Genomic DNA, 21,157 nt, shown 5'->3' with positions numbered 1-21,157 from the left:
GTCCAATCCTCCCTTAAACGCTCAGGCCGCCGAACAGCGTCGGCATGTCGAGCGGGCGGAAGCCGTAATGGTTTATCCAACGGACGTCGGCGTTGAAGAAGTCGCGCAGGTCTGGCATGCCGTATTTCAGCATGGCGATGCGGTCTAGGCCCATGCCCCAGGCAAAGCCCTGATATTCGTCCGGATCGAGTCCGCCGTAGCGCAGTACGTTCGGGTGGACCATGCCGCAGCCGAGGATTTCCATCCAGTCGGTGCCTTCGCCGAACTTGACGATCGGGCCGGACCGGTCGCACTGGATATCGACCTCGAAGGAGGGCTCGGTGAAGGGGAAGAAGGACGGGCGAAAGCGCATTGTCACGCCGTCGACCTCGAAGAAGGTCTTGCAGAATTCCTCCAGCACCCAGCGAAGGTTGGCAACATTGGCCTTCTTGTCGACGACCAGACCCTCGACCTGATGGAACATCGGCGAATGGGTAGCGTCGGAATCCTGGCGGTAGGTCTTGCCGGGGATGATGATGCGGATCGGCGGCTTCTGCGCTTCCATGGTGCGCACCTGCACCGGCGAGGTATGTGTACGCAGAACCTTGCGCTCGCCCTTCTCATCCGGATTGAAAAAGAAGGTGTCGTGCATCTCGCGGGCCGGGTGTCCCTCGGGAAAATTCAGAGCCGTGAAATTGTAATAGTCGCTCTCGATGTCTGGACCTTCGGCGATCGAGAAGCCCATGTCGGCGAAGATCGCAGTGATTTCGTCGACGATCTGGCTGATCGGATGGATACGGCCGCGCTCGGCGGGCGATGAACGTACCGGCAGGCTGACATCGACCGTTTCGGCTTTCAGACGGGCATTGATCGCCGCTTCCTTCAGCACCGTCTTACGATCGGTGAGAGCGTCGGTCACCTCGTTCTTCAGAGCATTGATGACAGCGCCGCGCGTCTGGCGCTCCTCCGGCGTCATCGCGCCGAGCGTCTTCAGAAGCTCGGAGACGGAGCCCTTCTTGCCGAGTGCCGAAACACGGACGGCTTCGAGCGTCTGTTCGTCATTGGCGGCGGCAATTTCGGCAAGCAGAGAGGATTTAAGCTGGTCGATATCTGACATTGTCTTCTTTCCGTCCAGATCAGGCGGCGTTCGAAAGGCGGGCCGAGCGGCCGGCGCCAGCAGTACAAAGAAAGAAAAACCCGCGCTAGCCCAAACCAGCGCGGGTTTCCCAAAATTCAAAAAAGCGTCAAGCTTGGGAAGCGCTGGTTAACGAACCGCGCCTTCAAACTCGTTAGCCGTGCCAGTTTCCTTGAGGTACTCAAGGGCCTTCTTGGCGGCAGCAACCAGCGCGCCGAATGCTTCCGGCTCATGGATTGCCATGTCGGACAGAACCTTACGGTCGACTTCGATGCCAGCCTTGTTCAGGCCGTCGATGAAGCGGCCATAGGTCAGGCCGAATTCGCGGACGGCAGCGTTGATACGCTGGATCCAGAGGGCGCGGAAGTTGCGCTTGTTAACCTTGCGGTCGCGATATGCGTACTGCTTGGCGCGATCGACGGCGGCCTTGGCGGTACGGATGGTGTTCTTGCGGCGGCCGTAGAAACCTTTGGCCTGCTTCAGAACCTTCTTATGCTTGGCGTGGGCGGTGACGCCTCTTTTTACACGTGCCATTTCATGATCTCCTTAATCTAACGCGTTACCGGAATAGTCTCAGAGACCGTTCGGCAGATAGTTCTTCACGACCTTACGGCCATCGGGTTCTGCCAGAACCATCGTGCCACGTGCATCGCGAATGAACTTGTTCGTGCGCTTGATCATGCCATGGCGCTTGCCAGCGGCAGCCGCCTTGACCTTGCCGGTCGCGGTGATCTTGAACCGCTTCTTGGCAGAGGACTTCGTCTTCATCTTGGGCATTTTGCTACTCCGTTCTGAGAGCTCCTCACATGCTTCATCAAAGAAGCCCTTCTGCGAAAGCCGGCTTTACCGTCTTCGCCAAAGGCGCGGGAGCGTTTGTTGTTGATCTGCGGGTCCAGTGACGAAACCTGCCCGCAAGCATTCGAAACTGCCACGGCATGCCCTGCCGGTCAGTTCGGACGCGCGCTTATAACCGCAGCGTCATGAAAGTGCAACGGGGCAGAAGAGGATTCTTGCACCCGCAAGAAACACAAAAGCCGCCCTGTCGGACGGCTTTGAGCGAAAGGATGCGGCACCGGTCACTTCGGCGCCAGCACCATCATCATCTGGCGGCCTTCGAGCTTGGGCTCGGCCTCGACCTTGGCAATCTCGAGCGTGTCGGCCTTAACTTGTTGGAGAAGCCTCATACCGAGTTCCTGGTGGGCCATTTCGCGGCCGCGGAACTTCAGCGTCACCTTCACTTTGTCACCTTCGTCAAAGAAGCGACCCATCGCCTTCATCTTCACCTCATAGTCATGGGTGTCGATGTTCGGGCGCATCTTGATTTCTTTGACTTCGACAATCTTCTGCTTCTTACGCGCCTCGGCAGCCTTCTTCTGGTTGGCATATTTCAGCTTGCCCAGATCGAGGATCTTGCACACAGGCGGTTCGGCATTGGGGGAAATTTCGACGAGGTCGAGGCCGGCTTCTTCCGCCATTCTCAAGGCCTGGTCGGTGGGCACGACGCCCATATTCTGTCCGTCAGCAGCAATCAGCTGAACTTTGGGAATGCGGATATCCCGATTCGAGCGCGGTCCATCCTTCACGGGCGCGTCGGTTTTGAAGGGTCTGCGAATGGTCGTATTCTCCTCGCGTTGTTCGGAACGTTGCAGCTTCGTGTCCCAGTTCGAAAAGGGGCACAAACGGGTCACACCATCGCTGCAACGGATTCAATAACATCCTTTAGCGGAAAAATCACCTGCTGTCAGCCCGTCAAGAATCTGTTTTATAGGCCAAAACAACAGGAGTTTCGCCCGATGTCCGACCAGATGTCCGTTCTTGAGCCCAAGTTCCTTGATGTCGGCGAAGGCGCGGCGGCGCGGCAGATCGCCATGCTGATACGCCCGGCGAAGGCCAACACCGATCTTCCCGCTCTCATTTGGCTATCCGGCTACCGATCGGACATGAGCGGCAGCAAGGCTGTCGAAATCGACCGGCTGGCGGAGGAACTGGGTGCCGCCTGCATCCGCCTCGACTATTCCGGCCACGGGCTTTCCGGCGGCGCCTTCACCGACGGCACGATCTCGCGCTGGCTGGAGGAGGCGCTCGCGGTGATCCGCAATACCGCCCCGGAACGAATGATCCTCATCGGGTCTTCGATGGGCGGCTGGATCGCGTTGCGGGTTGCACAGGAGCTTGCGAAGGGCGGCGGGCCAAAGCTTGACGGCATTGTGCTGATCGCGCCGGCGCCGGATTTCACCTCCGATCTGATCGAGCCGAACCTCAAGAAGAAGGAGCGCGCCTCGCTGGAGGAGCGCGGCTATTTCGAGGAACGCTCGCAGTATAGCCCGGAGCCCAACATCTATACGCGCGCGCTGATCGAGGATGGCCGCCGGAACCGGGTGCTGACCGGGATCATCGAAACGGGCTGCCCGATCCATATCCTGCAGGGTATGAAAGATGCCGATATCCCCTATCTGCATGCGATGAAGCTCGTGGAACATCTTCCGGCGGACGACGTGCTGCTGACCTTCATTCGCGATGGCGATCACCGGCTTTCGCGCCCGCAGGACATCGAACGGCTGCGCACCGCCGTCAAAGGGATGATCCGCTGAGCGGAAGCCGGTCCCCCATCAAAGCATACGCAACTGCCCAAATAGAAGGTCACGGTTGAACAAGATCTGTTCGATCATCCAAAGGTTATGTTGCATTTTAACCATGTCTGCGAGTTGTACGGCCCTCCCAAGAAGTAACGATTGACTCCTTTCGGCCCTCTCCGTTAACTCTTTGTTAATAAATAAAGGGCGATGCAGGGAAGTAGGGCGTGCGGATCAAGGGTTTCCTCGTGGCCATGATGGCCGTGTTTGCAATGGCGCCGGCCGCTATTCCGGCTCCGAGCAAGAATGCCTCCATGGTGACCGGCAATGCGACATCGCAGCCGGTTGGTCATTACGACTTCTGTCAAACGCACCGCAGCGAATGCGGTGCCGACCGCAATACCGGCCCGGTCGCGATGACGGGCGCCAGGTGGGCAACGGTCCGTTCGGTCAACACGACCGTCAACCGCACGATCACGCCAATGACCGACAAGGAAATCTACGGCAAGGACGAGGTCTGGGCCTATCCGACCACGGCCGGTGACTGCGAGGATTTCGCGCTTCTGAAGCGCCGTATCCTCATCCAGCGCGGCTTCTCGCCTGCCGATCTGCTGATGACCGTCGTGCGCAAGCCCGATGGCGAAGGTCATGCCGTGCTGACGCTGCGTACTGCCGAAGGCGATTTCGTGCTCGACAACCTCGCTTCCGACGTCAAGCCGTGGTTTTCGACGCCCTATACGTTCATCAAGCGCCAGTCGAGCTTCAATGCCGGCCGCTGGGTAACCATTGAGAATGGCCGCGACGTTCTGGTCGGCGCTCTCAAGTAAGACGTTTCGAGGGGACTGTGGGAGAGGCCGGCGAAAGCCGGCCTTTTTCATTCCAGGATGCTCTCGCGCTGCCATCCGTGTTTCGCTCGGCTACGCTCGAGCGCCGTTCACGCATTCCCGATAAAAATACCGGCTGCGAGGACGAGGCCACCGCCGACGACGACCTGGAAGGCGGCGCGCAGGAACGGCGTCTCCATATATTTGTTCTGGATGAAGGCGATCGCCCAGAGTTCGAAGAAAACGATGATGGCGGCGGTGACGGTCGCGGTCCAGAATTGCGGAATGAGATAGGGCAGCGCGTGGCCAAGGCCGCCGAGCGCCGTCATGATACCGCAGGCAAGGCCGCGCTTGATCGGCGAGCCGCGGCCGGAGATCTTGCCGTCGTCATGGGCGGCTTCCGTGAAGCCCATCGAAATGCCGGCACCAACAGAGGCCGACAGGCCGACGAGGAAGGTCTGCCAGGTATCCTGCGTGGCAAAGGCCGCGGCAAAGATTGGTGCCAGCGTGGAGACCGAGCCGTCCATGAGACCGGCGAGACCCGGTTGTACATAGGTCAACACGAACTGTCGGCGTGCTGTCTCATCCTCTTCCCTCTTCACGTCTTCCGGCGTGTGCTTGTCGCCGAGCATGCGGGCAATATCCTCGTGGCCTTGCTCTGCCAGTGCAAGATCGCCGAGAAGCTGGCGGGTAGAGGCGTCAGAGGTCTGCTTGATCGCTTCGACATAGAAGCGATAGGCCTGCTCCTCCATCGCTTCGGCCTCCTGCCTGATCGCATCGAGGGAGAGATTGGCGCGCAGCCAGTCGGGTTTGCGCTCATAAAAGCCTTCGACATGCTCGCGGCGTATGAGGGGAATACGCTCGCCAAAGCGCTGGCGGTGCATTTCGATCAGCGACCTGCGGTGCGTGTCCTCCACCTCGGCCATATCCTCGAACACCTTGGCGGAGGCCGGAAATTCCTGTCGCAGATGTTCGGCATAAGCGAGGTAGATGCGAGCGTCATCCTCTTCCGAGGCGATAGCAAGCGCCAGGATTTCCTGCTCGGAGAGAGAGCGGAAGGAACGTTTCGGTGATCTGAAAAACGGGGCGAGCATCGCTAGTCTCCAATAATTTAGAATTATTCTAAACTTAGAGGGACGCGACACGTGGGTCAAGATCGAAACCCCGCGAGATTGACAGATTGACGCGATCGGCCGATCGCGCTTTGCCGACGCGGCGCGCCAACCTATATGGAGGCCACAAGCAGCACCGGGGTTAAAGATGAATAGCGAGATACAGGGACGGGCCGCGCATATTGCCGCCATCCGTGAAAAGGCCGAAGCCGAGATGAAGGTGATCGGCGTGGACGAGGCCTTCATTTCGAAGCTGGTGGAGACTTTCTACGGGCGGGTACTCGCGCATCCCGAGCTCGGACCGGTCTTCGATGCGCGGCTTTCCGGCCGCTGGCCCGAACATATGCAAAAGATGAAGAGCTTTTGGTCCTCTGTTGCTTTCCGCAGCGGCGCCTATGGCGGCAAGCCGGTGCAGGCGCATCTCGGCGTGGCGAACATGACGCCCGATCTTTTCCCGAAATGGCTTTCGCTGTTTTCGCAAACGCTCGAAGACGTGGCCCCGACACCGGAAGCCAGGGACTGGTTCATGGCGACAGCGGAACGGATCGCAAAGAGCCTGACGCTGTCGCTCTTCTACAATCCGGCACTCGACGATCCCGCAAAGAAGACGGGCTGACCCTTTACTGCCTTGCCGAAAAGGTCGCACCCGCACTTGCGGCAACGACCAGAGCCGTCCCGGCCATTTGCAGAAACGTCATCGGCTGGGCCAGAATGACGAAGCCTGCGAGGGCTGCAATGGCCGGCTCGAGGCTCATGAGGATGCCGAAGGAGGCGGTCGGCATGCGACGCAGCGCGATCAGCTCCAGCGTGTAGGGCAGCAGCGGCACGAGAATGGCAAGGCCCACCATTTCGACCAGACCGAAAGCATCGAGCTTCGGCACGGCACCCGAGAAGCCGAAGGGTGTCGCCACCAGAGCGGCGACCATGAGCGACATGGAAAGTCCTTCCAGCCCCCTGAAGCTTGCGCCGATCTTCTTCGTGAGCACGATATAGATCGCCCAGCCGGTTCCAGCGCCGAATGCAAAGAGGACACCGAGGGGATCTCCAACCCAACCTTCGCCGTCATGGGCGAGAGCCAGAACGCCGAAAGCGGCGACAAGCGGCCAGATGAGGCGCCAGTTCAATCCGTAACCAATCGTCGCGACCGAAAGCGGCCCGAGAAAATCGATCGCTACGGCGAGACCGAGCGGAATGCGTTCGATCGACGAGAAAAAGCTCATCGTCATCAGCGCCGTCGTGGTGCCGAGGACCAGGGCACTCGTCCATTGAGCGCGGCTGTAGCTTGACATGCGCGGACGCACGGCGATCGCGAGGATAATGGCCGCAAAGGCAAGGCGCAGCCAGGTGGCGCCGATCGGCCCATAAGTGGCGATGGCTGAGGAGGACAAGGCCGCGCCGAACTGCACAGAGGACATGGACATGAGACACATCATCCCGCCGGCGGCCACACCGCCAAACGCTGCGGGCGTCTGCGCCGTCAGGGTGCTCGTTCCGACGTTCGTTCTTTCTTCCATATGCTTCTCCGATTGCGCTCTTCATATGAGGACAGCGCATGAGCGACAAATTCAAACTTCTGATCGGGGTAGCAAAAGGCTTGATGCGATGTCAGAGGCGGCCTGAGAGGATGATCTCTTCTGCGTCTTCGAAACTCATGTCGAAGACCTTCCTGCCGATCTCGAAGCTGAAGCCGTTGCGGGCGAAGGCGGAGAGCTCTTTTACCTTCCGTTTTTCGTCGAGTTCCTCGCGACGGAAAGGCCCGAAGGCACGCTTGCGGGCGAATATCGCCGCGGCATAGAGATCGTCAGCCTCTTCAAGCGCTGCCTCAACCCTGTCGCTGGAGATGCCCTTGACTGCAAGCTTCCGGGCGATGGCGCGCTTCGACTTGCCGCTGCGCACGGCAGAACGCGTACTGATCTTGGCATAGGCGCTATCGTCGATCGCCTTGTTGTCATAGGCGAAGTTGACAGCGAAATCGGCAACGGCCTTCAGCTGGGCGGCGCTGATATCCTCGAATTTCTCCTTCGCCTTGCGCGTAATGGCGTCAAAGAGCTGCTTCTCGGTCATCATGCGCCGTTCGAGGCGGTAGATGGTCGAGTTGCGCGCCCAGCTCAGCATACGCGGCGTCGGAACATCGGATGGAATGGTCTCCTCGGTCATGGGCAGCGATCAGGCTTCCAATCCCTTGAGCACATTGGCGACGTTGAGGCCAATTTCCGGCAGGCCGTAACCGCCCTCCATGCAGGTGACGACGGGCAAACCGGCAGCGGAGATCATCTCGCCCATACGGATGAAATCCTCCGATTTCAGCTTGAAGAAGGAGATCGGGTCGCGCTCGAACGTGTCCACGCCGAGGGCGACAACGATTGCTTCGGCGCCAAAGCCCTTGATACGTGAGAGCGCATCGGACAATGCCGATGACCAAACATCGAATGTGGTGCCGGGTGCCATCGGGTAATTACGGTTGGTGCCGTCGCCTTCCCCTTCGCCTGCTTCATCGGCATGGCCGAGGAAATAGGGAAAGGCGTGGATGGGATCGCCATGCAGCGAGGCGGTGAAGACATCACTGCGGCGATAAAAGAGATCCTGCGTGCCATTGCCGTGATGGAAATCGACGTCGAGCACGGCGACCTTCTTTGCTCCGTGATCGAGCAGACGCTGGGCCGCGACGCCGGAATTGTTGATGAAGCAATAGCCGCCGAAAAGGTCGATGCCGGCGTGATGGCCCGGCGGGCGGCAGAGCGCGAAGGCGAAACGGTTGCCGGCATTCAGCCAGTCCGCGCCCGATATCGCGCAGCGCATGGAGGCAACGGCTGCCTCGTAAGAGCCCTTGGTGATGGACGTGTCGGCCGCATTGGCATAATGGCCGATCGCGCCGACAATGTTTTCCGGTATGCGCTGGCTGGTGCGGCGGACGGGGAAGGAGTTGGCAATCGCCTCGCCCGTATATCCCGCGGCCACCCAGCGGTCCCAGACGATCGCCAGAAACTCCAGATAGGCCGGATCATGGACCTTGCGCGCCGTTTCGAGACCGTGAGCTTCCGGCGCAACAACATCCGAGAAGCCCGCCTTCTTCACCGCGGCGAGAATCCATTCCGCCCGGAACGGTGCCTCGAAGGGCGTCACGAGCTGGCCGTCGTGCAGCTCCGTCTTCGCATCGCGCAGCTTGTGGTCTTCGGAATAGATGACGCGCACGAGTTCCTCCGCAAATCAGTCTGTCAGACTCAAGCCTTACACAGGCCCGCCCCAAGAAAAAAGCCGTTGAACACGTCTTGATCGCCACGAAAGATGACGCCACGTTCAAGCCGATTTCAGAATGCGTTCCTTTTCCTCAAGAGATTAAGCCCCATGAAAATCCTGATGGTCGATGTCGATGGCGTGCTGGTTCACGGACGGCCAGCGGACGGTCTGCCGCTTTTTACTTACCTCGAGCGCGACCTCGGCCTGTCGCCGTCCTTGCTTCAGCGGGAGTTCTTCATGCCGCACTGGCCGGGGATCATTACGGGCCAAGAGCCGATAGAACCCCGTCTGACGGAAATTCTCGGCCGGATCGCTCCCCATCTTACCGCCGAGAAACTGCTCGATTACTGGTTTGAAAATGATTCCCGGCTGGACCGGCAGTTGCTTGCTGACCTCGCCCGCCTGAAGGACGAAGGCACGCCTCTTTATCTTGCCACGAATCAGGAGCACAGGCGGGCGGCTTACCTGCGCGACGTGCTCGAACTCGGCGGGCTTTTCGACGGCATCTTCTATTCCGCCGCCCTTGGTGCTCGAAAGCCCGAAAGTGCTTTTTTCCGCCTCGTGACCGATGGCGTCGGTGTGGCGCCTGAAGACATCGGCTTCATCGACGATGTCGAGGAGAATATTGCGGCTGCGGCGCAATTCGGCTGGAAGGCATTGCATTGGACGCCCGCATCGGCGCTCGCAGATGCCATCGCCGCCTTTACGCAGAACCCTCAGCCCACCCGCTTGTAGAAAAGCGTCGTGGCGCAAAACCCGCCTTCCGGCCAAAGCGCATAATCGGGGATGACGCCGACGCGCTCCCAGCCGAGACGCGGATAAATCGCTTCGGCATCGCTGCCGGTTGCCGTGTCGAGAACGAGGATCGTCTTGCCGCGACGGGCCGCTTCCTGCTCGGCCATCTCCATCAGGAGGCGCGCCAGGCCGTGACCGCGAGCGGAGCGATGAACAAGCAGCTTCTTCAGGTCGCCGCGATGCGGCTGGTTCGGCATCTGGGCAGCGCCGACCTGCACGGTGCCGACTATTTTGCCATCCATTTCGGCGCCGAAGAGGAGAGTAGCGCCATCAGCCACTGCTTCGGCGACGCCCCGCCAATAGGGTTCTGCATCAGCCGGCGTATAGGGCTGCATGAAGCCGACCGAAGCGCCGCCATTGACGCAGTCGGCAAGCACCTCGCAAAGATCGGGAATGGCTGCATAGGCTTCGGCGGCGGAGAGAAAGCGGATGGTCGACATGATGGTTCCTGGTCAATGAGCGCGTGAGTTAGCGGGTGCCGTGGTCCAGCACGACGCAATACCGTGCCGGCGCGTGACCCGGATTGTGAAAGACATGGCCGTCACCGACCGGCATGAAGAGGCAGTCGCCAGGCTTGAGGCGGTGAACGGTTTCGCCGACGGTCATTTCCAGCTCGCCGTCAAAGAGCCAGACATGCTGGGTCATGCCGCGGCTCGCTGCGTGCGGCGGGAAGGCGACCCGTGCACCGGCGGGAAACTCAACATCGACGATATCGATATCCGAGGCCGTACCCGACGGCGAAACGGCGCGGCGCATATAGCCGGTTTCGGGATCGCGCCAGACCTGCTGATCCTGACGGCGCGAGAGCGGCGATGCCGCCTGCGCTTCGTCGGCAAAGAATTCGGATAATGAGAGGCCAAGAGCAGCACAGACCCTCGCCAGAAGCGAGGCTGTTGGACTCGCCTCTGCACGCTCGATACGGGAGATCATGGCGCGGCTCACCCCTGAGGCATTGGCGAGATCATCCAAAGTGAGGCTTTTTTCCAGCCGCAACGTACGGATGCGAACGCCGATCGCCTGTTGGAGTTCCTGTTCCATCTTCCGATCCATGATTCCACTATAAGAGAAATACATGATCCAATGATGGAATCAACTCCTCATCAGTGGCCTTGCTTTCACCATAGCGCCGTCGATAAATGGCAGCGGCATTCAAAAGCGGAGAGCAAGATGGACGGTATTGCGCAAGGCACTGAGACGGCGGGAAGCTTCACGGCTGCCGCCTGGGAGCGGATCAAGCCAATCATGGCCGAGATCGAGCGATTGCCGTTGCTGGAACGGCTTTCCGACGGCACGCTGCCGCCGGAGGTGTTCCGCCATTACATCCTGCAGGATGCGATCTATCTGAAGCACTATGCCCGCTGCCTTGCGATCGTCGCCGCAAAGGCGCCCGACAATGCCCAGGTGCTGCGCTTTCTCGGGTCGGCTCAGAAAGCGATCACGGTCGAGCAGGGTCTGCATGCCGGTTTCCTAACCCAGTTCGGTATTTCGAGCGCGGATGTGACGGCGGCCGAGCCCTCGCCATCCTGCTTCGCTTATACGAATTTCCTGCTGGCAACGGCCTATCACAGCTCTTATGCCGTTGCGCTGTCGGCCATCCTTCCGTGCTTCTGGATCTACTGGCATGTCGGCGAAGGCATCAAGAGCAGGCCGGCGATCGAGGGCAACGTCTTTCAGGCCTGGATCAATACCTATGGGGATCCGCAGTTCGCGGCCGGCGCTCGTGAGGTCATCGCTTTGACTGATATTGCCGGGCGCGCTGCCTCCCTGGTGGAACGCCAGCAGATGATGGACGTCTTCGTGCGCGCCTCGCAATATGAATGGATGTTCTGGGATTCGGCCTGGCGGCTGGAGAAGTGGCCCGTCTGAGGCACGCTCCCCGGATAGCAAAATAGCGTAAACGGCGGGATAATTACCGCTTTGCGGGCGATCTGCGCGCTGCTATATGGCGCGCATGAGCACCAATTCGACCACCCCGCTATCCCATATCCGCAACTTCTCGATCGTGGCCCACATCGACCACGGCAAATCGACGCTTGCTGACCGCCTCATCCAGACGACCGGCGGCCTTGCCGAGCGCGAAATGTCCGAGCAGGTGCTCGATAATATGGATATCGAGCGCGAGCGCGGCATCACCATCAAGGCACAGACCGTGCGCCTGCACTACCAGGCGAACAACGGCGAGAAATATGTCCTCAACCTGATCGACACGCCCGGCCATGTCGACTTCGCCTATGAAGTTTCCCGGTCGCTGTCGGCATGCGAGGGTTCGCTGCTCGTCGTCGATGCCAGCCAAGGCGTGGAAGCCCAGACGCTCGCCAACGTCTACCAGGCGATCGACAACAATCATGAGATCGTCACCGTCCTCAACAAGATCGACCTTCCGGCTGCCGAGCCGGAGCGCATCAAGGAACAGATCGAGGAAGTGATCGGCATCGACGCTTCCGAGGCCGTGCTGATTTCGGCGAAAACCGGCCTCGGCATTCCCGACGTGCTCGAAGCGATCGTTCATAAGCTGCCGGCACCGAAGAGCCCCGGCGGCGAGAAGGCGCCGCTGAAGGCACTGCTCGTTGACAGCTGGTACGATACCTATCTCGGCGTCATGGTCCTTGTGCGCGTCATCGACGGCGTGCTGACCAAGGGCCAGACCGTGCGGATGATGGGCACGGATGCGAAATACCAGGTGGAGCGCGTCGGTGTGCTGACGCCCAAGATGGTCAATGTCGACAGCCTCGGCCCCGGCGAGATCGGCTTCATCACCGCTTCGATCAAGGAAGTGGCCGATACCCGCGTCGGCGATACCATTACCGAAGACAAGCGCCCAACCGCCGAAGCGCTGCCGGGCTTCAAGCCGGCGCAGCCCGTCGTGTTCTGCGGTCTCTTCCCGGTCGATGCGGCCGATTTCGAAGATCTGCGCGCCGCCATGGGCAAGCTTCGCCTCAACGACGCTTCCTTCTCCTTCGAAATGGAATCGTCTGCTGCACTCGGCTTCGGTTTCCGCTGCGGTTTCCTGGGCCTCCTGCATCTCGAAATCATCCAGGAGCGGCTGGAGCGCGAGTTCGATCTTGACCTTATCGCCACCGCACCGTCCGTTGTCTACAAGATGTACATGACAGATGGCACTGAGCGCGAGCTGCACAACCCGGCCGACATGCCCGATGTCGTCAAGATCTCGGAAATCCACGAGCCGTGGATCCGCGCAACGATCCTGACACCGGACGACTATCTCGGCGGTATCCTGAAGCTCTGCCAGGACCGGCGCGGCATCCAGATCGAGCTCACCTATGTCGGCACGCGCGCGATGCTGACCTATGACCTGCCGCTCAACGAAGTCGTCTTCGATTTCTACGACCGGCTGAAGTCGATCTCGAAAGGTTATGCCTCCTTCGACTATACACTCACCGACCATCGCGAGGGCAACCTCGTGAAGATGTCGATCCTCGTCAACGGCGAGCCTGTCGACGCGCTATCGATGATGGTGCATCGCACGGCCGCCGAAAAGCGCGGCCGCGACATGTGCGAAAAGCTCAAGGAGCTGATTCCGAAGCACATGTTCAAGATCCCGATCCAGGCTGCGATCGGCGGTAACGTGATCGCCCGCGAAACGATCTCGGCGCTGCGCAAGGACGTGACCGCGAAGTGCTATGGCGGCGACGCCACCCGCAAGCGCAAGCTGCTCGACAAGCAGAAGGCCGGCAAGAAGCGCATGCGCCAGTTCGGCAAGGTGGAAATTCCGCAGGAAGCGTTTATTGCCGCGCTAAAGATGGGCGACGAGTAAGGGGACTATCCGAGTTTCGGTGCCCCCCTTCAGGCCCAACACGAAATCGGAGGCTGGCCCTGTGCCAGCCTTTTGCTTTTAAAGCCCCGCCACCCAGCGATGCCACTCTTCCTCGCTCCCGCGGAACACGTTGAGGTCGATACGGCCTTCGACGCCATGCGACAGGCCGGAGCCGGAATATTGCCAGAAGAGCCACTTCCGGTTCGGATAGACCTTGGAGGGATGTTCCGCGACCGCACGCAGCCAGAAGTGATAGTTCTGGAAGGCGCCTTCGAGATTGTCGGCGTAGAAATCCGGGGCGGTGTAGATGATCGGGCGCTTGCCATAGTGCCGCTCGATCTTCTCCATGAAGACCTGCATCTTTTCCTGCACGCGAGCGCGGGAGAGCTTCACCTTGCAGCTCGATTCGCCGTTCCATTCCACATCGATGACCGGCGGCAGTGCATCCGGGTCACGCGGCACGTTGCGGATAAACCAGTCGGCCTGTTCGCCGGCCGTGCGGCACCAATAGAAGAAGTGATAGGCGCCGCGCTTGATGCCGGCCTCCTTGGCGCGCCGCCAATTGGTCTTGAACATCGGATCCAAATGGTCGCCGCCATCCGTCGCTTTGATGAAGGCGAAATTCGCGCCGCGGGTCCGCAAGGTTTCCCAATCAATGTCGCCCTGCCAGCGGGAAACGTCGACACCGTGGACCGGGAGCTTGCGCGGCGAAATCCTGCCGAAGTTGATCGGCTTGGCATCGCGGAAACCATAGCCATAGACGCGCGAGCGACCGCGGGTCGGCGGCTCGATGGCGGGTGCCGCCGCCATGGCGAATTCGACGGGGCGTTCGCTCGGAACCGGCATCCCCGGCTGTGAAACGGCTGAAGGCGTCATCGCCGAGAAGGCGCGCGGCGCAGGCGCAGGTGCTTCCCAGGCAAGGCTTGCCTGGGGTATCGCATCGTCCGTTTCGGCTGCCGGGCCTGTGGTCTGCGGCACAGACGCCGGCGGCGGGGTGACGGAAGCGGTGATTTCCTTCGACGGTTTCGGAGTGGCGCCGGCCGAAAGAGTTTCCGGACCGGAAGCCGACGAGCAGCCCGCCAGAGCAAGGCAAGCAAGAAGGATCGCTGGGACAGCCGTGGAACGCATGAGCACCGTTACGCAAAACAAAACTGAAGGTGCTTCATTCATCCGCGAAGAACACCAGTTTGGAATAGCTAACGGAAAATTATCAAAAAAGACTGAATCCGAACTTTCGGCGTGCCGATTCGGCGGCGGTCCATTGCAGCGCCTTTTAGAAGTCCTTAGATCCCACGGATAAAAGGAGTCTCCCATGACCGAGAAAGCCCGCGTGACGATCCTCTACTGCACCCAGTGCAACTGGCTGCTGCGTGCCGCCTGGATGGCACAGGAACTGCTGCAAACCTTTACGGACAGTCTTGGAGAAGTGGCGCTCATTCCCGGCACTGGCGGCAATTTCGAAATCCGCATCAATGGCGATCTGATCTGGGAGCGCAAGCGCGACGGCGGTTTTCCCGGACCAAAAGAACTCAAGCAACGAGTGCGCGACATCATCGAGCCCGACCGCGATCTCGGCCATACCGACCGGGCCTCGCTGGAAAGCTGATACTCAGCGATAAGGCGAGCGGCAGGTCTTGTAGATGCCCTCGTAAGTCACGAAACGATCGGTGCGCGGATTGTAAGAGCGGTATTCGTTCCTGCACCATTCCACATGACGGCTGCGATCGTCCGCCGAGGGCCGCACCCGCTGCACCGGCGGCGGATCATAGGTCAACCTTGGCGGCAGGGCGCCGGGCGGCTGGTAATATTTTGGACCGGCGGCATAGGGCGGGCGATAGTTCGGTTGGACATAGGCCGGGCGATGCCACTGTTGCGGGCCGAACCCGAAGCAGCCGCGGTAGTCACAGATCGTAGACTGCGTATTGACAGGCCCAATCGACGGCGAGCCCGCAACGGCCTCGGCCAGCGGCGCCGCGGCAAGCAGACCGGCAAGAAGAGCGAGGCGAAGGTCGAACATGGCGGTTCCTTTTCACTATCCCTCATATAGGGTGAAGAAACACACCATGCCATCCACGACCTGTGCGGTGAAATCACGGCTTCATGACGCTTTTTTTGCATACTGTCAGGAAAACTTCAAAAACCCCGTTGACAGCAAAGGGCCACGCCCGTACATGGCTCTCCGTCGCCCAGATGGCGGAATTGGTAGACGCGCAGGTTTCAGGTACCTGTGCCGCGAGGCGTGGAGGTTCGAGTCCTCTTCTGGGCACCATTCCTTCTCGAAAGAGCTTATTTTCCAATAATTTCAGTCGAGACGCCGCCCCGTCACGGGGCCGCTTCAACATTGCCACATTAATGCCAACATACTCCATTTCGATGGCCTCATGCGGATTCAGGTCTACATCATCGCCTTTCTTCTGAGCGCCATCATGTGGGGCGTGACCTTCGATGCCGCACGCAACGCCTATCGCGCCGCCCATACGGCCGGGTTAATGCCCAATCTGCATATCCAGCATAAGCTCGATCGCATTCTCTGAACGCCCCGTTCCCGCAGAGTGCTTTTCTTACCCCTTAAAAATCATAGGCATGCAGCGCCGATGCGCGCGGCGCTGCGAAAATAGCAAATAATTCCAGCAGACTACCGGCAAGCCACTCAGCCGGGCGAGCGGACGCCACGCGGCTGCCGGTTATTTTCGCGTCAGCTAAGGCAAGCCTCGCACAAGAACGAAGTCGGATACCGGCATCACGATGAAGTTACTGCCGTTGCGCTCCGCAGAGATCCTTGCCCGCATACCGGACATACTCGCCAGGTGCCTGCCGGCGGCAATGAATATTATCAGACCCTTTGGAGTTCGCCTGGGATGAAAGTCGTAATTCTGGCAGGTGGTCTGGGTTCGCGCCTCGCCGAAGAGACCAGCGTGCGGCCCAAGCCTCTGGTCGAGATCGGTGAAAAGCCGATCCTCTGGCACATCATGAACATCTATGCCCATCACGGCCTGAATGATTTCATCATCTGCGCCGGTTACAAGGGCTACATGCTCAAGGAATATTTCGTAAACCTGTTCCTGCATCACAGCGACATCACCGTCGACCTCGCCACCAACGCGATCGAATATCACAAGGGTTCGAAGCCCAGCTGGAAGGTGACCATTGTCGATACCGGCATGAACTCCATGACGGGCGGTCGTATCCGACGCATTCGCGACCACCTGAGCCCAGACGAGCCCTTTTGCCTGACCTATGGCGACGGTGTCGCCGATATCGACATCACCTCGGAAATCGCCTTCCACCGCAGCCACGGCCTGAAGGCAACGATGTGTGCGGTGACGCCCCCGGGCCGCTTCGGCGCGACGAACATCGAGAACGATGTGGTGACTGCCTTCATCGAGAAACCGAAGGGCGACGGCCAGCGCATCAACGGCGGCTTCTTCGTGCTGCATCCTTCCGTCATCGACCTTATCGAAGACGACGACACGATCTGGGAAGCCGGTCCGATGCAGTGGCTGACGGCCAATAAGCAGCTGGCCGCCTTCCGCCACGACGGCTTCTGGCAGCCGATGGATACGCTGCGCGAGCGCAACCAGCTCGAGGAGCTCTGGAGTTCCGGAAAGGCGCCGTGGAAGATATGGGCCTGACCGACTTCTGGAATGGCAGGCGCGTGTTCCTGACGGGACATACGGGGTTCAAAGGATCATGGCTTTCGCTGTGGCTGGAAAAGCTCGGCGCGGAGGTTGCGGCGGTTTCGCTGGAACCCGAAACCAGCCCCTCCCTTTATGCGCGGCTTTCGCCCTGGAATGGGCAGGGCCACCACATAGCCGACATCAGAGATGCAGCAGCGTTCAAGCAGCGCCTCATCGATTTCGAACCCGAAATCGTCATCCACATGGCAGCACAGGCGCTGGTGCGGCGCTCCTATGAAAATCCGACCGAGACCTTCGCGACCAATGTGATGGGAACTGCAAACGTTCTGGATGCAGTACGCGACACGCCCTCGGTCAGGACGGTTCTCGTCGTCACCTCCGACAAGGTTTATGCCAACAATGGCAGCGGCGTTCCCTTTATCGAAAGCGATACGCTCGGCGGCAAGGACCCCTACTCCAATTCCAAAGCCTGCACCGAGCTCGTGGTCCAGAGCTATCGCGACAGCTTCTTCAAGGGGCGCGATATCAGTGTTGCCACCGTGCGCGCCGGCAATGTCATCGGCGGCGGCGACTGGTCGAAGGATCGGCTGATCCCGGATTTCATCCGTGCTTTTGAAAGTAGCCAGCCGATCCAGCTCCGCTACCCGCAAGCGATCCGTCCCTGGCAGCATGTGCTGGAGCCACTCGGCGGTTATCTTGCCTTTGCCGAAGCCCTGACGGTTTCGGATGAGGCGGAGTTACCCGACGCGCTCAATTTCGGTCCGGATCCGCAGAGTTTCGCAACCGTTGCGGACCTCGCCGAAGCCCTCGGCCTCGCCCACGGCGTGAACGACGTCTGGAAACAGGCACCCGGAGCACACCTGCCGGAGGCGCCCGCGCTTACGCTGAGCTCGGCCCTGGCGCTTTCCACCATCGGCTGGCGCCCGCGCCTGAGCCTGCAACAGACAATCGACTGGACAGCCGCCTGGTACAAGGCCAACCGCGAAGGAGCCGACATGCGTGCCTTCTCGCTTGGCCAGATCGCGGCCTATGAGGAAGCAATATCATGACAGCGCATAATTGCCGGTTCTGCGGCGCTCCCTTGAAACATCGTTTCGTCGATCTCGGCTCGACACCGCTTGCCAACGCCTATCTGACGGAAGAACAGCTCAAGCAACCGGAGCCGTCCTATCCACTGCGCGCCTTCGTCTGCTCCGATTGCTGGCTTGTACAAGCCGATGCCTTCGTGCCGCCGGAAGACATCTTCAGCCACTACGCCTATTTCTCTTCCTACAGCGACAGCTGGGTGGAGCATGCCCGCCAGTTCACGGTCATGGCGCGCAAGCGCTTCGGCCTGAACGAGACATCGCAAGTCATCGAGGTGGCGAGCAATGATGGCTATTTGCTGAAACACTTCGTCGAGGCCGGCGTGCCGGTGCTCGGCATCGAGCCGGCCGAGAACGTCGCGGAGGTGGCCCGGCAGATCGGCGTTCCGACGGAAGCGCGCTTCTTCGGCAAGGAAACGGCTGCCGATCTCGTCTCCCGCGGCCTTGCCGCCGATATCGTCATCGGCAACAACGTGCTGGCACATGTGCCCGATATCAACGATTTCGTCGGCGGGCTCTCGGACGTCCTGAAGGAGGATGGCGTCGTCAGCGTCGAGTTCCCGCATCTGCTGCGGCTGATGGAAAACATCCAGTTCGACACCGTCTATCATGAGCATTTCTATTATCTGTCGCTGCTCGCAGTCGAGAAGGCCTTCGCGGCTCACGGCCTGAAGGTCTTCGACGTCGAAGAACTGCCTACCCATGGCGGCAGCCTGCGCGTGCTCGCCTGCCGCACGGCATCGACCGCTCATCCGACCGGCCCCGGCGTTGCCAAGGTGCGTGCCGACGAAGCAGCCGCAGGCTTCGATAAGGTCGAAACCTACGAGGCCTTCCAGAGCCGCGTAGCACCGATCAAGGATGGGCTGCTCGCCTTCCTCAACGAAGCCAAACGGGACGGCAAAAAGGTCGCAGCCTATGGCGCTGCCGCCAAGGGCAACACGCTTTTGAATTTCTGCGGCATCGGCACCAATCTCATCGACTATGTGGTCGACCGCAATCCGCACAAACAGGGCCATTTTCTGCCGGGCAGCAAGCTGCCTATCTACGCGCCGGAAAAGATGGACGAGACGAAGCCGGACTACGTCCTCATCCTGCCGTGGAACATCAAGAACGAAGTCGTGGCAGCCAATGGCAGGGTCGGCGCCTGGGGCGGGCGCTTTGCCGTCGCCGTACCGGAATTGACGGTAATCGGATGAAATTCATTCCGACCGCGGTTTCGGGTGCTTTTGTCGTCGAAGTCGAGCCGCGCTCCGACGAGCGCGGACTGTTCGCGCGGACTTTCGACGCCAAAAGCTTTGCCGATCGCGGTCTCGTCCCGGTCTACCCGCAATGCAACGTCTCGCAGAACCACAAGCGCGGCACCCTGCGCGGCATGCATTACCAGGCAGAGCCGCGTCCAGAGATCAAGCTGGTACGTGCCACGCGCGGCAGGGTCTTCGACGTGGCGCTCGATCTGAGACGGGATTCGCCGACCTATTGCAAATGGGCCTCCGTCGAGCTCGATGCTGCCAGCTACAACGCCTTCTACATACCTGCCGGCTGCGCCCACGGCTTCCTGACGCTCGAGGACGACTGCGAGCTCTTCTACCAGATGTCGGAAGTCTATGTGCCGGAGCTTGCCCGCGGCGTCCGCTGGGACGATCCCGCCTTTTCCATCGCCTGGCCGTTTATGCCTGGTGTCATCAACGAGCGCGATGCCGCGCTTGAAAGCTACAGCCAGGAGACAAGCCTTTGAGCGGTATGAAACTCAGCATCTGCATTCCGACCTACAATCGCGAAGCCTATCTCCGAAACGCGCTGGAGCATTGCGAGAGCTACAATTTCAGCTTCCCCTACGAGATCGTGATCTCCGACAACGCCTCGACCGACAACACGACGCAGGTTGTCGAGGAATTCATCGCCAAGGGGCTGCCGATCCATTATCACCGCCGCGCCGTCAACGGTGGCTCGGGGCCGAACCTTGCCTGCGCCTTCCATCACGCGGTCGGCGAATATTCGATCTACCTTGCCGATGACGATTTCCTGATGCCAGCCGGCGTTGAAGCGGCAATGGCCTATCTGGATGCCAATCCCGATGTCGTTGCCTGCCAGGCACCCTGGTATCTCTATGATGAAGTCCACGATCGGGACCTCTCACAATTCTACGATATCGCCGAAGACATCAAGTTTCCGCAGCAGAGCTTCATCGAGCTCTTCCAGTTCATCTTTAACGGCCACATCTTCCCTGAGATTGGCATCTACCGTTCCTCCGCCCTGCGCTCCGCCTGGGTGCCGCGCGATTTCTGCTTCTGGGCTTTTTCCTATCTCGCGCATTTCGTCGATCAGGGTGCCGTCACTTTCCTGAAACAGCCGTTCTATCGCTCGGTGGCGGTCTCCAAGATCGCGCCTGCGCGCCAACAGGCCGGCAACGACGACGTCATGACCTCCTGGGACAAATATCGCGGTGGCTTGGAATACTACCTCTACATCGCCGCCAAGCGCGGCAAACTGAACACCAGCCGCGAGGCGCGCGCCATCTACGATGAGATGTGCAAGATCTTCACGCTGAACCGCATGTCGGTCGCCATCCGTTTCTGGGTGGCGCGGAAGGACTTCATCAAGGCCTATGAGCTCTATACCCGCATGGCGCTCGGCGGCCTCGGCGAACATCCTGAGGTCGCTGAGCTTCGCCATAGCCTCCCGATGATGGTGGCGATCCAGACGCTCACCTATCAGGTCAACGCGACCGCCGGTATCGACCGCCTCATCCTCAGCGGCATGGCCGATCCCAAATCGATCGGGGAGATGCTGCGCAACATGGGCCTGCTGCCGGAGATCGAGATCGTCGCTGACCCGCAGACGCACGATCCGGCGCGTCTGGAGAAAACGGCGATCTTTGCCGCCGATATGCCGCGGCGCGAGAACTTCCTGAAGCTCGGCTACAAGCCTAACCTCATCTTCATCGAAACCGACCTGACGCAGCACGTGCTCGTCTGATGCGTGAAGCTGCGTCGGACGCTGCAAA

Annotated in this window: 25 protein-coding genes and 1 tRNA gene; 14 read left to right on the top strand and 12 right to left on the bottom strand. The window is 60.1% G+C overall.

The features are described 5' to 3' along the window. Positions 1-13: 13 nt before the first annotated feature. From pheS to infC, 4 genes are all read right to left on the bottom strand, one after another. Positions 14-1,096: a phenylalanine--tRNA ligase subunit alpha gene (gene pheS / locus FHT78_RS16215; protein ID WP_183745866.1), complete on the bottom strand. Its 1,083-nt coding sequence runs from the start codon at positions 1,094-1,096 to the stop codon at positions 14-16. A gap of 147 nt (positions 1,097-1,243) precedes the next feature. Then, positions 1,244-1,648 (bottom strand): 50S ribosomal protein L20, encoded by a 405-nt coding sequence (rplT, locus tag FHT78_RS16210; protein ID WP_007813309.1) that lies wholly within the window; start codon positions 1,646-1,648, stop codon positions 1,244-1,246. 39 nt (positions 1,649-1,687) lie between these two features. Beyond that, the gene (gene rpmI / locus FHT78_RS16205; protein ID WP_004108077.1) at positions 1,688-1,891 is read right to left on the bottom strand and encodes a 50S ribosomal protein L35; all 204 of its coding nucleotides are present in this window, start codon (positions 1,889-1,891) and stop codon (positions 1,688-1,690) included. A 299-nt stretch (positions 1,892-2,190) separates the two neighbouring features. Then, entirely contained in the window at positions 2,191-2,727 is a 537-nt protein-coding gene (infC, locus tag FHT78_RS16200; protein WP_183746499.1) for a translation initiation factor IF-3, read from the bottom strand. 180 nt (positions 2,728-2,907) lie between these two features. Here infC and FHT78_RS16195 point away from each other — a divergent pair, with 180 nt between their 5' ends. Beyond that, on the top strand, positions 2,908-3,705 hold the full coding sequence (locus tag FHT78_RS16195) for an alpha/beta hydrolase (protein ID WP_183745863.1): 798 nt from the start codon (positions 2,908-2,910) through the stop codon (positions 3,703-3,705). Positions 3,706-3,914: 209 nt separating this feature from the next. Then, the gene (locus FHT78_RS16190) at positions 3,915-4,514 is read left to right on the top strand and encodes a transglutaminase-like cysteine peptidase (RefSeq protein WP_183745860.1); all 600 of its coding nucleotides are present in this window, start codon (positions 3,915-3,917) and stop codon (positions 4,512-4,514) included. Positions 4,515-4,621: 107 nt separating this feature from the next. On the opposite strand, the gene mbfA is transcribed toward FHT78_RS16190, so the two are convergent. Further along, positions 4,622-5,605 carry an iron exporter MbfA gene (gene mbfA / locus FHT78_RS16185; RefSeq protein WP_183745857.1) on the bottom strand — a complete coding sequence of 328 codons (984 nt, stop codon included), beginning with the start codon at positions 5,603-5,605 and terminating at the stop codon, positions 4,622-4,624. A 166-nt stretch (positions 5,606-5,771) separates the two neighbouring features. Here mbfA and FHT78_RS16180 point away from each other — a divergent pair, with 166 nt between their 5' ends. Continuing rightward, complete coding sequence (locus FHT78_RS16180) at positions 5,772-6,239, top strand: truncated hemoglobin (RefSeq protein ID WP_183745854.1); 468 nt, start codon at positions 5,772-5,774, stop codon at positions 6,237-6,239. Between the two features lie 4 nt (positions 6,240-6,243). On the opposite strand, the gene FHT78_RS16175 is transcribed toward FHT78_RS16180, so the two are convergent. The 3 genes from FHT78_RS16175 to FHT78_RS16165 all read right to left on the bottom strand — a co-directional run bounded on the left by FHT78_RS16175 (position 6,244) and on the right by FHT78_RS16165 (position 8,815). After that, complete coding sequence (locus tag FHT78_RS16175; RefSeq protein WP_183745850.1) at positions 6,244-7,137, bottom strand: EamA family transporter; 894 nt, start codon at positions 7,135-7,137, stop codon at positions 6,244-6,246. Positions 7,138-7,228: 91 nt separating this feature from the next. Next, a complete protein-coding gene (recX, locus tag FHT78_RS16170; protein ID WP_183745847.1) occupies positions 7,229-7,780 on the bottom strand; it encodes a recombination regulator RecX in 552 nt (183 codons plus the stop codon). 9 nt (positions 7,781-7,789) lie between these two features. Beyond that, entirely contained in the window at positions 7,790-8,815 is a 1,026-nt protein-coding gene (locus FHT78_RS16165; RefSeq protein WP_183745844.1) for a histone deacetylase family protein, read from the bottom strand. Positions 8,816-8,968: 153 nt separating this feature from the next. Between FHT78_RS16165 and FHT78_RS16160 the strand changes: the two genes are divergently transcribed. Next, positions 8,969-9,595 (top strand): HAD-IA family hydrolase, encoded by a 627-nt coding sequence (locus tag FHT78_RS16160; protein WP_183745841.1) that lies wholly within the window; start codon positions 8,969-8,971, stop codon positions 9,593-9,595. Here FHT78_RS16160 and FHT78_RS16155 read toward each other — a convergent pair. After that, positions 9,577-10,095 carry a GNAT family N-acetyltransferase gene (locus tag FHT78_RS16155; protein WP_183745838.1) on the bottom strand — a complete coding sequence of 173 codons (519 nt, stop codon included), beginning with the start codon at positions 10,093-10,095 and terminating at the stop codon, positions 9,577-9,579. The genes FHT78_RS16160 and FHT78_RS16155 overlap by 19 nt on opposite strands. Positions 10,096-10,123: 28 nt before the next feature. Continuing rightward, positions 10,124-10,693, bottom strand: coding sequence for an XRE family transcriptional regulator (locus FHT78_RS16150; protein ID WP_183745836.1), 570 nt, complete (start codon positions 10,691-10,693; stop codon positions 10,124-10,126). A 129-nt stretch (positions 10,694-10,822) separates the two neighbouring features. Between FHT78_RS16150 and tenA the strand changes: the two genes are divergently transcribed. Then, positions 10,823-11,521 carry a thiaminase II gene (tenA, locus tag FHT78_RS16145; RefSeq protein WP_183745833.1) on the top strand — a complete coding sequence of 233 codons (699 nt, stop codon included), beginning with the start codon at positions 10,823-10,825 and terminating at the stop codon, positions 11,519-11,521. A gap of 76 nt (positions 11,522-11,597) precedes the next feature. Then, positions 11,598-13,430 carry a translation elongation factor 4 gene (gene lepA / locus FHT78_RS16140; protein ID WP_183745831.1) on the top strand — a complete coding sequence of 611 codons (1,833 nt, stop codon included), beginning with the start codon at positions 11,598-11,600 and terminating at the stop codon, positions 13,428-13,430. Positions 13,431-13,508: 78 nt separating this feature from the next. On the opposite strand, the gene FHT78_RS16135 is transcribed toward lepA, so the two are convergent. Beyond that, complete coding sequence (locus tag FHT78_RS16135) at positions 13,509-14,558, bottom strand: GH25 family lysozyme (protein ID WP_183745829.1); 1,050 nt, start codon at positions 14,556-14,558, stop codon at positions 13,509-13,511. 184 nt (positions 14,559-14,742) lie between these two features. Here FHT78_RS16135 and FHT78_RS16130 point away from each other — a divergent pair, with 184 nt between their 5' ends. Beyond that, a complete protein-coding gene (locus FHT78_RS16130) occupies positions 14,743-15,036 on the top strand; it encodes a SelT/SelW/SelH family protein (protein WP_183745827.1) in 294 nt (97 codons plus the stop codon). Between the two features lie 3 nt (positions 15,037-15,039). On the opposite strand, the gene FHT78_RS16125 is transcribed toward FHT78_RS16130, so the two are convergent. Beyond that, the gene (locus tag FHT78_RS16125) at positions 15,040-15,447 is read right to left on the bottom strand and encodes a BA14K family protein (RefSeq protein WP_183745825.1); all 408 of its coding nucleotides are present in this window, start codon (positions 15,445-15,447) and stop codon (positions 15,040-15,042) included. 167 nt (positions 15,448-15,614) lie between these two features. Here FHT78_RS16125 and FHT78_RS16120 point away from each other — a divergent pair. From FHT78_RS16120 to FHT78_RS16090, 7 genes are all read left to right on the top strand, one after another. Beyond that, positions 15,615-15,699, top strand: a tRNA-Leu gene (locus FHT78_RS16120). Positions 15,700-15,811: 112 nt separating this feature from the next. After that, positions 15,812-15,964 carry a hypothetical protein gene (locus tag FHT78_RS16115; protein WP_183745823.1) on the top strand — a complete coding sequence of 51 codons (153 nt, stop codon included), beginning with the start codon at positions 15,812-15,814 and terminating at the stop codon, positions 15,962-15,964. 324 nt (positions 15,965-16,288) lie between these two features. Continuing rightward, positions 16,289-17,062 carry a glucose-1-phosphate cytidylyltransferase gene (rfbF, locus tag FHT78_RS16110; RefSeq protein WP_183745821.1) on the top strand — a complete coding sequence of 258 codons (774 nt, stop codon included), beginning with the start codon at positions 16,289-16,291 and terminating at the stop codon, positions 17,060-17,062. Beyond that, complete coding sequence (gene rfbG, locus FHT78_RS16105; protein WP_183746497.1) at positions 17,053-18,117, top strand: CDP-glucose 4,6-dehydratase; 1,065 nt, start codon at positions 17,053-17,055, stop codon at positions 18,115-18,117. The genes rfbF and rfbG overlap by 10 nt, the downstream gene beginning before the upstream one ends. Then, positions 18,114-19,349, top strand: coding sequence for a class I SAM-dependent methyltransferase (locus tag FHT78_RS16100; RefSeq protein WP_183745818.1), 1,236 nt, complete (start codon positions 18,114-18,116; stop codon positions 19,347-19,349). The genes rfbG and FHT78_RS16100 overlap by 4 nt, the downstream gene beginning before the upstream one ends. Beyond that, positions 19,346-19,888 carry a dTDP-4-dehydrorhamnose 3,5-epimerase gene (rfbC, locus tag FHT78_RS16095; RefSeq protein WP_183745815.1) on the top strand — a complete coding sequence of 181 codons (543 nt, stop codon included), beginning with the start codon at positions 19,346-19,348 and terminating at the stop codon, positions 19,886-19,888. Before FHT78_RS16100 ends, rfbC begins: the two co-directional genes overlap by 4 nt. Beyond that, on the top strand, positions 19,885-21,129 hold the full coding sequence (locus tag FHT78_RS16090) for a glycosyltransferase family 2 protein (protein ID WP_183745813.1): 1,245 nt from the start codon (positions 19,885-19,887) through the stop codon (positions 21,127-21,129). The genes rfbC and FHT78_RS16090 overlap by 4 nt, the downstream gene beginning before the upstream one ends. Positions 21,130-21,157 lie beyond the last annotated feature (28 nt).

Origin of the sequence: Rhizobium sp. BK196 (genome assembly GCF_014193255.1) — a bacterium.
Taxonomy (GTDB): Bacteria; Pseudomonadota; Alphaproteobacteria; order Rhizobiales; family Rhizobiaceae; genus Rhizobium.
This window is presented reverse-complemented; position numbering and strand designations above follow the sequence as displayed.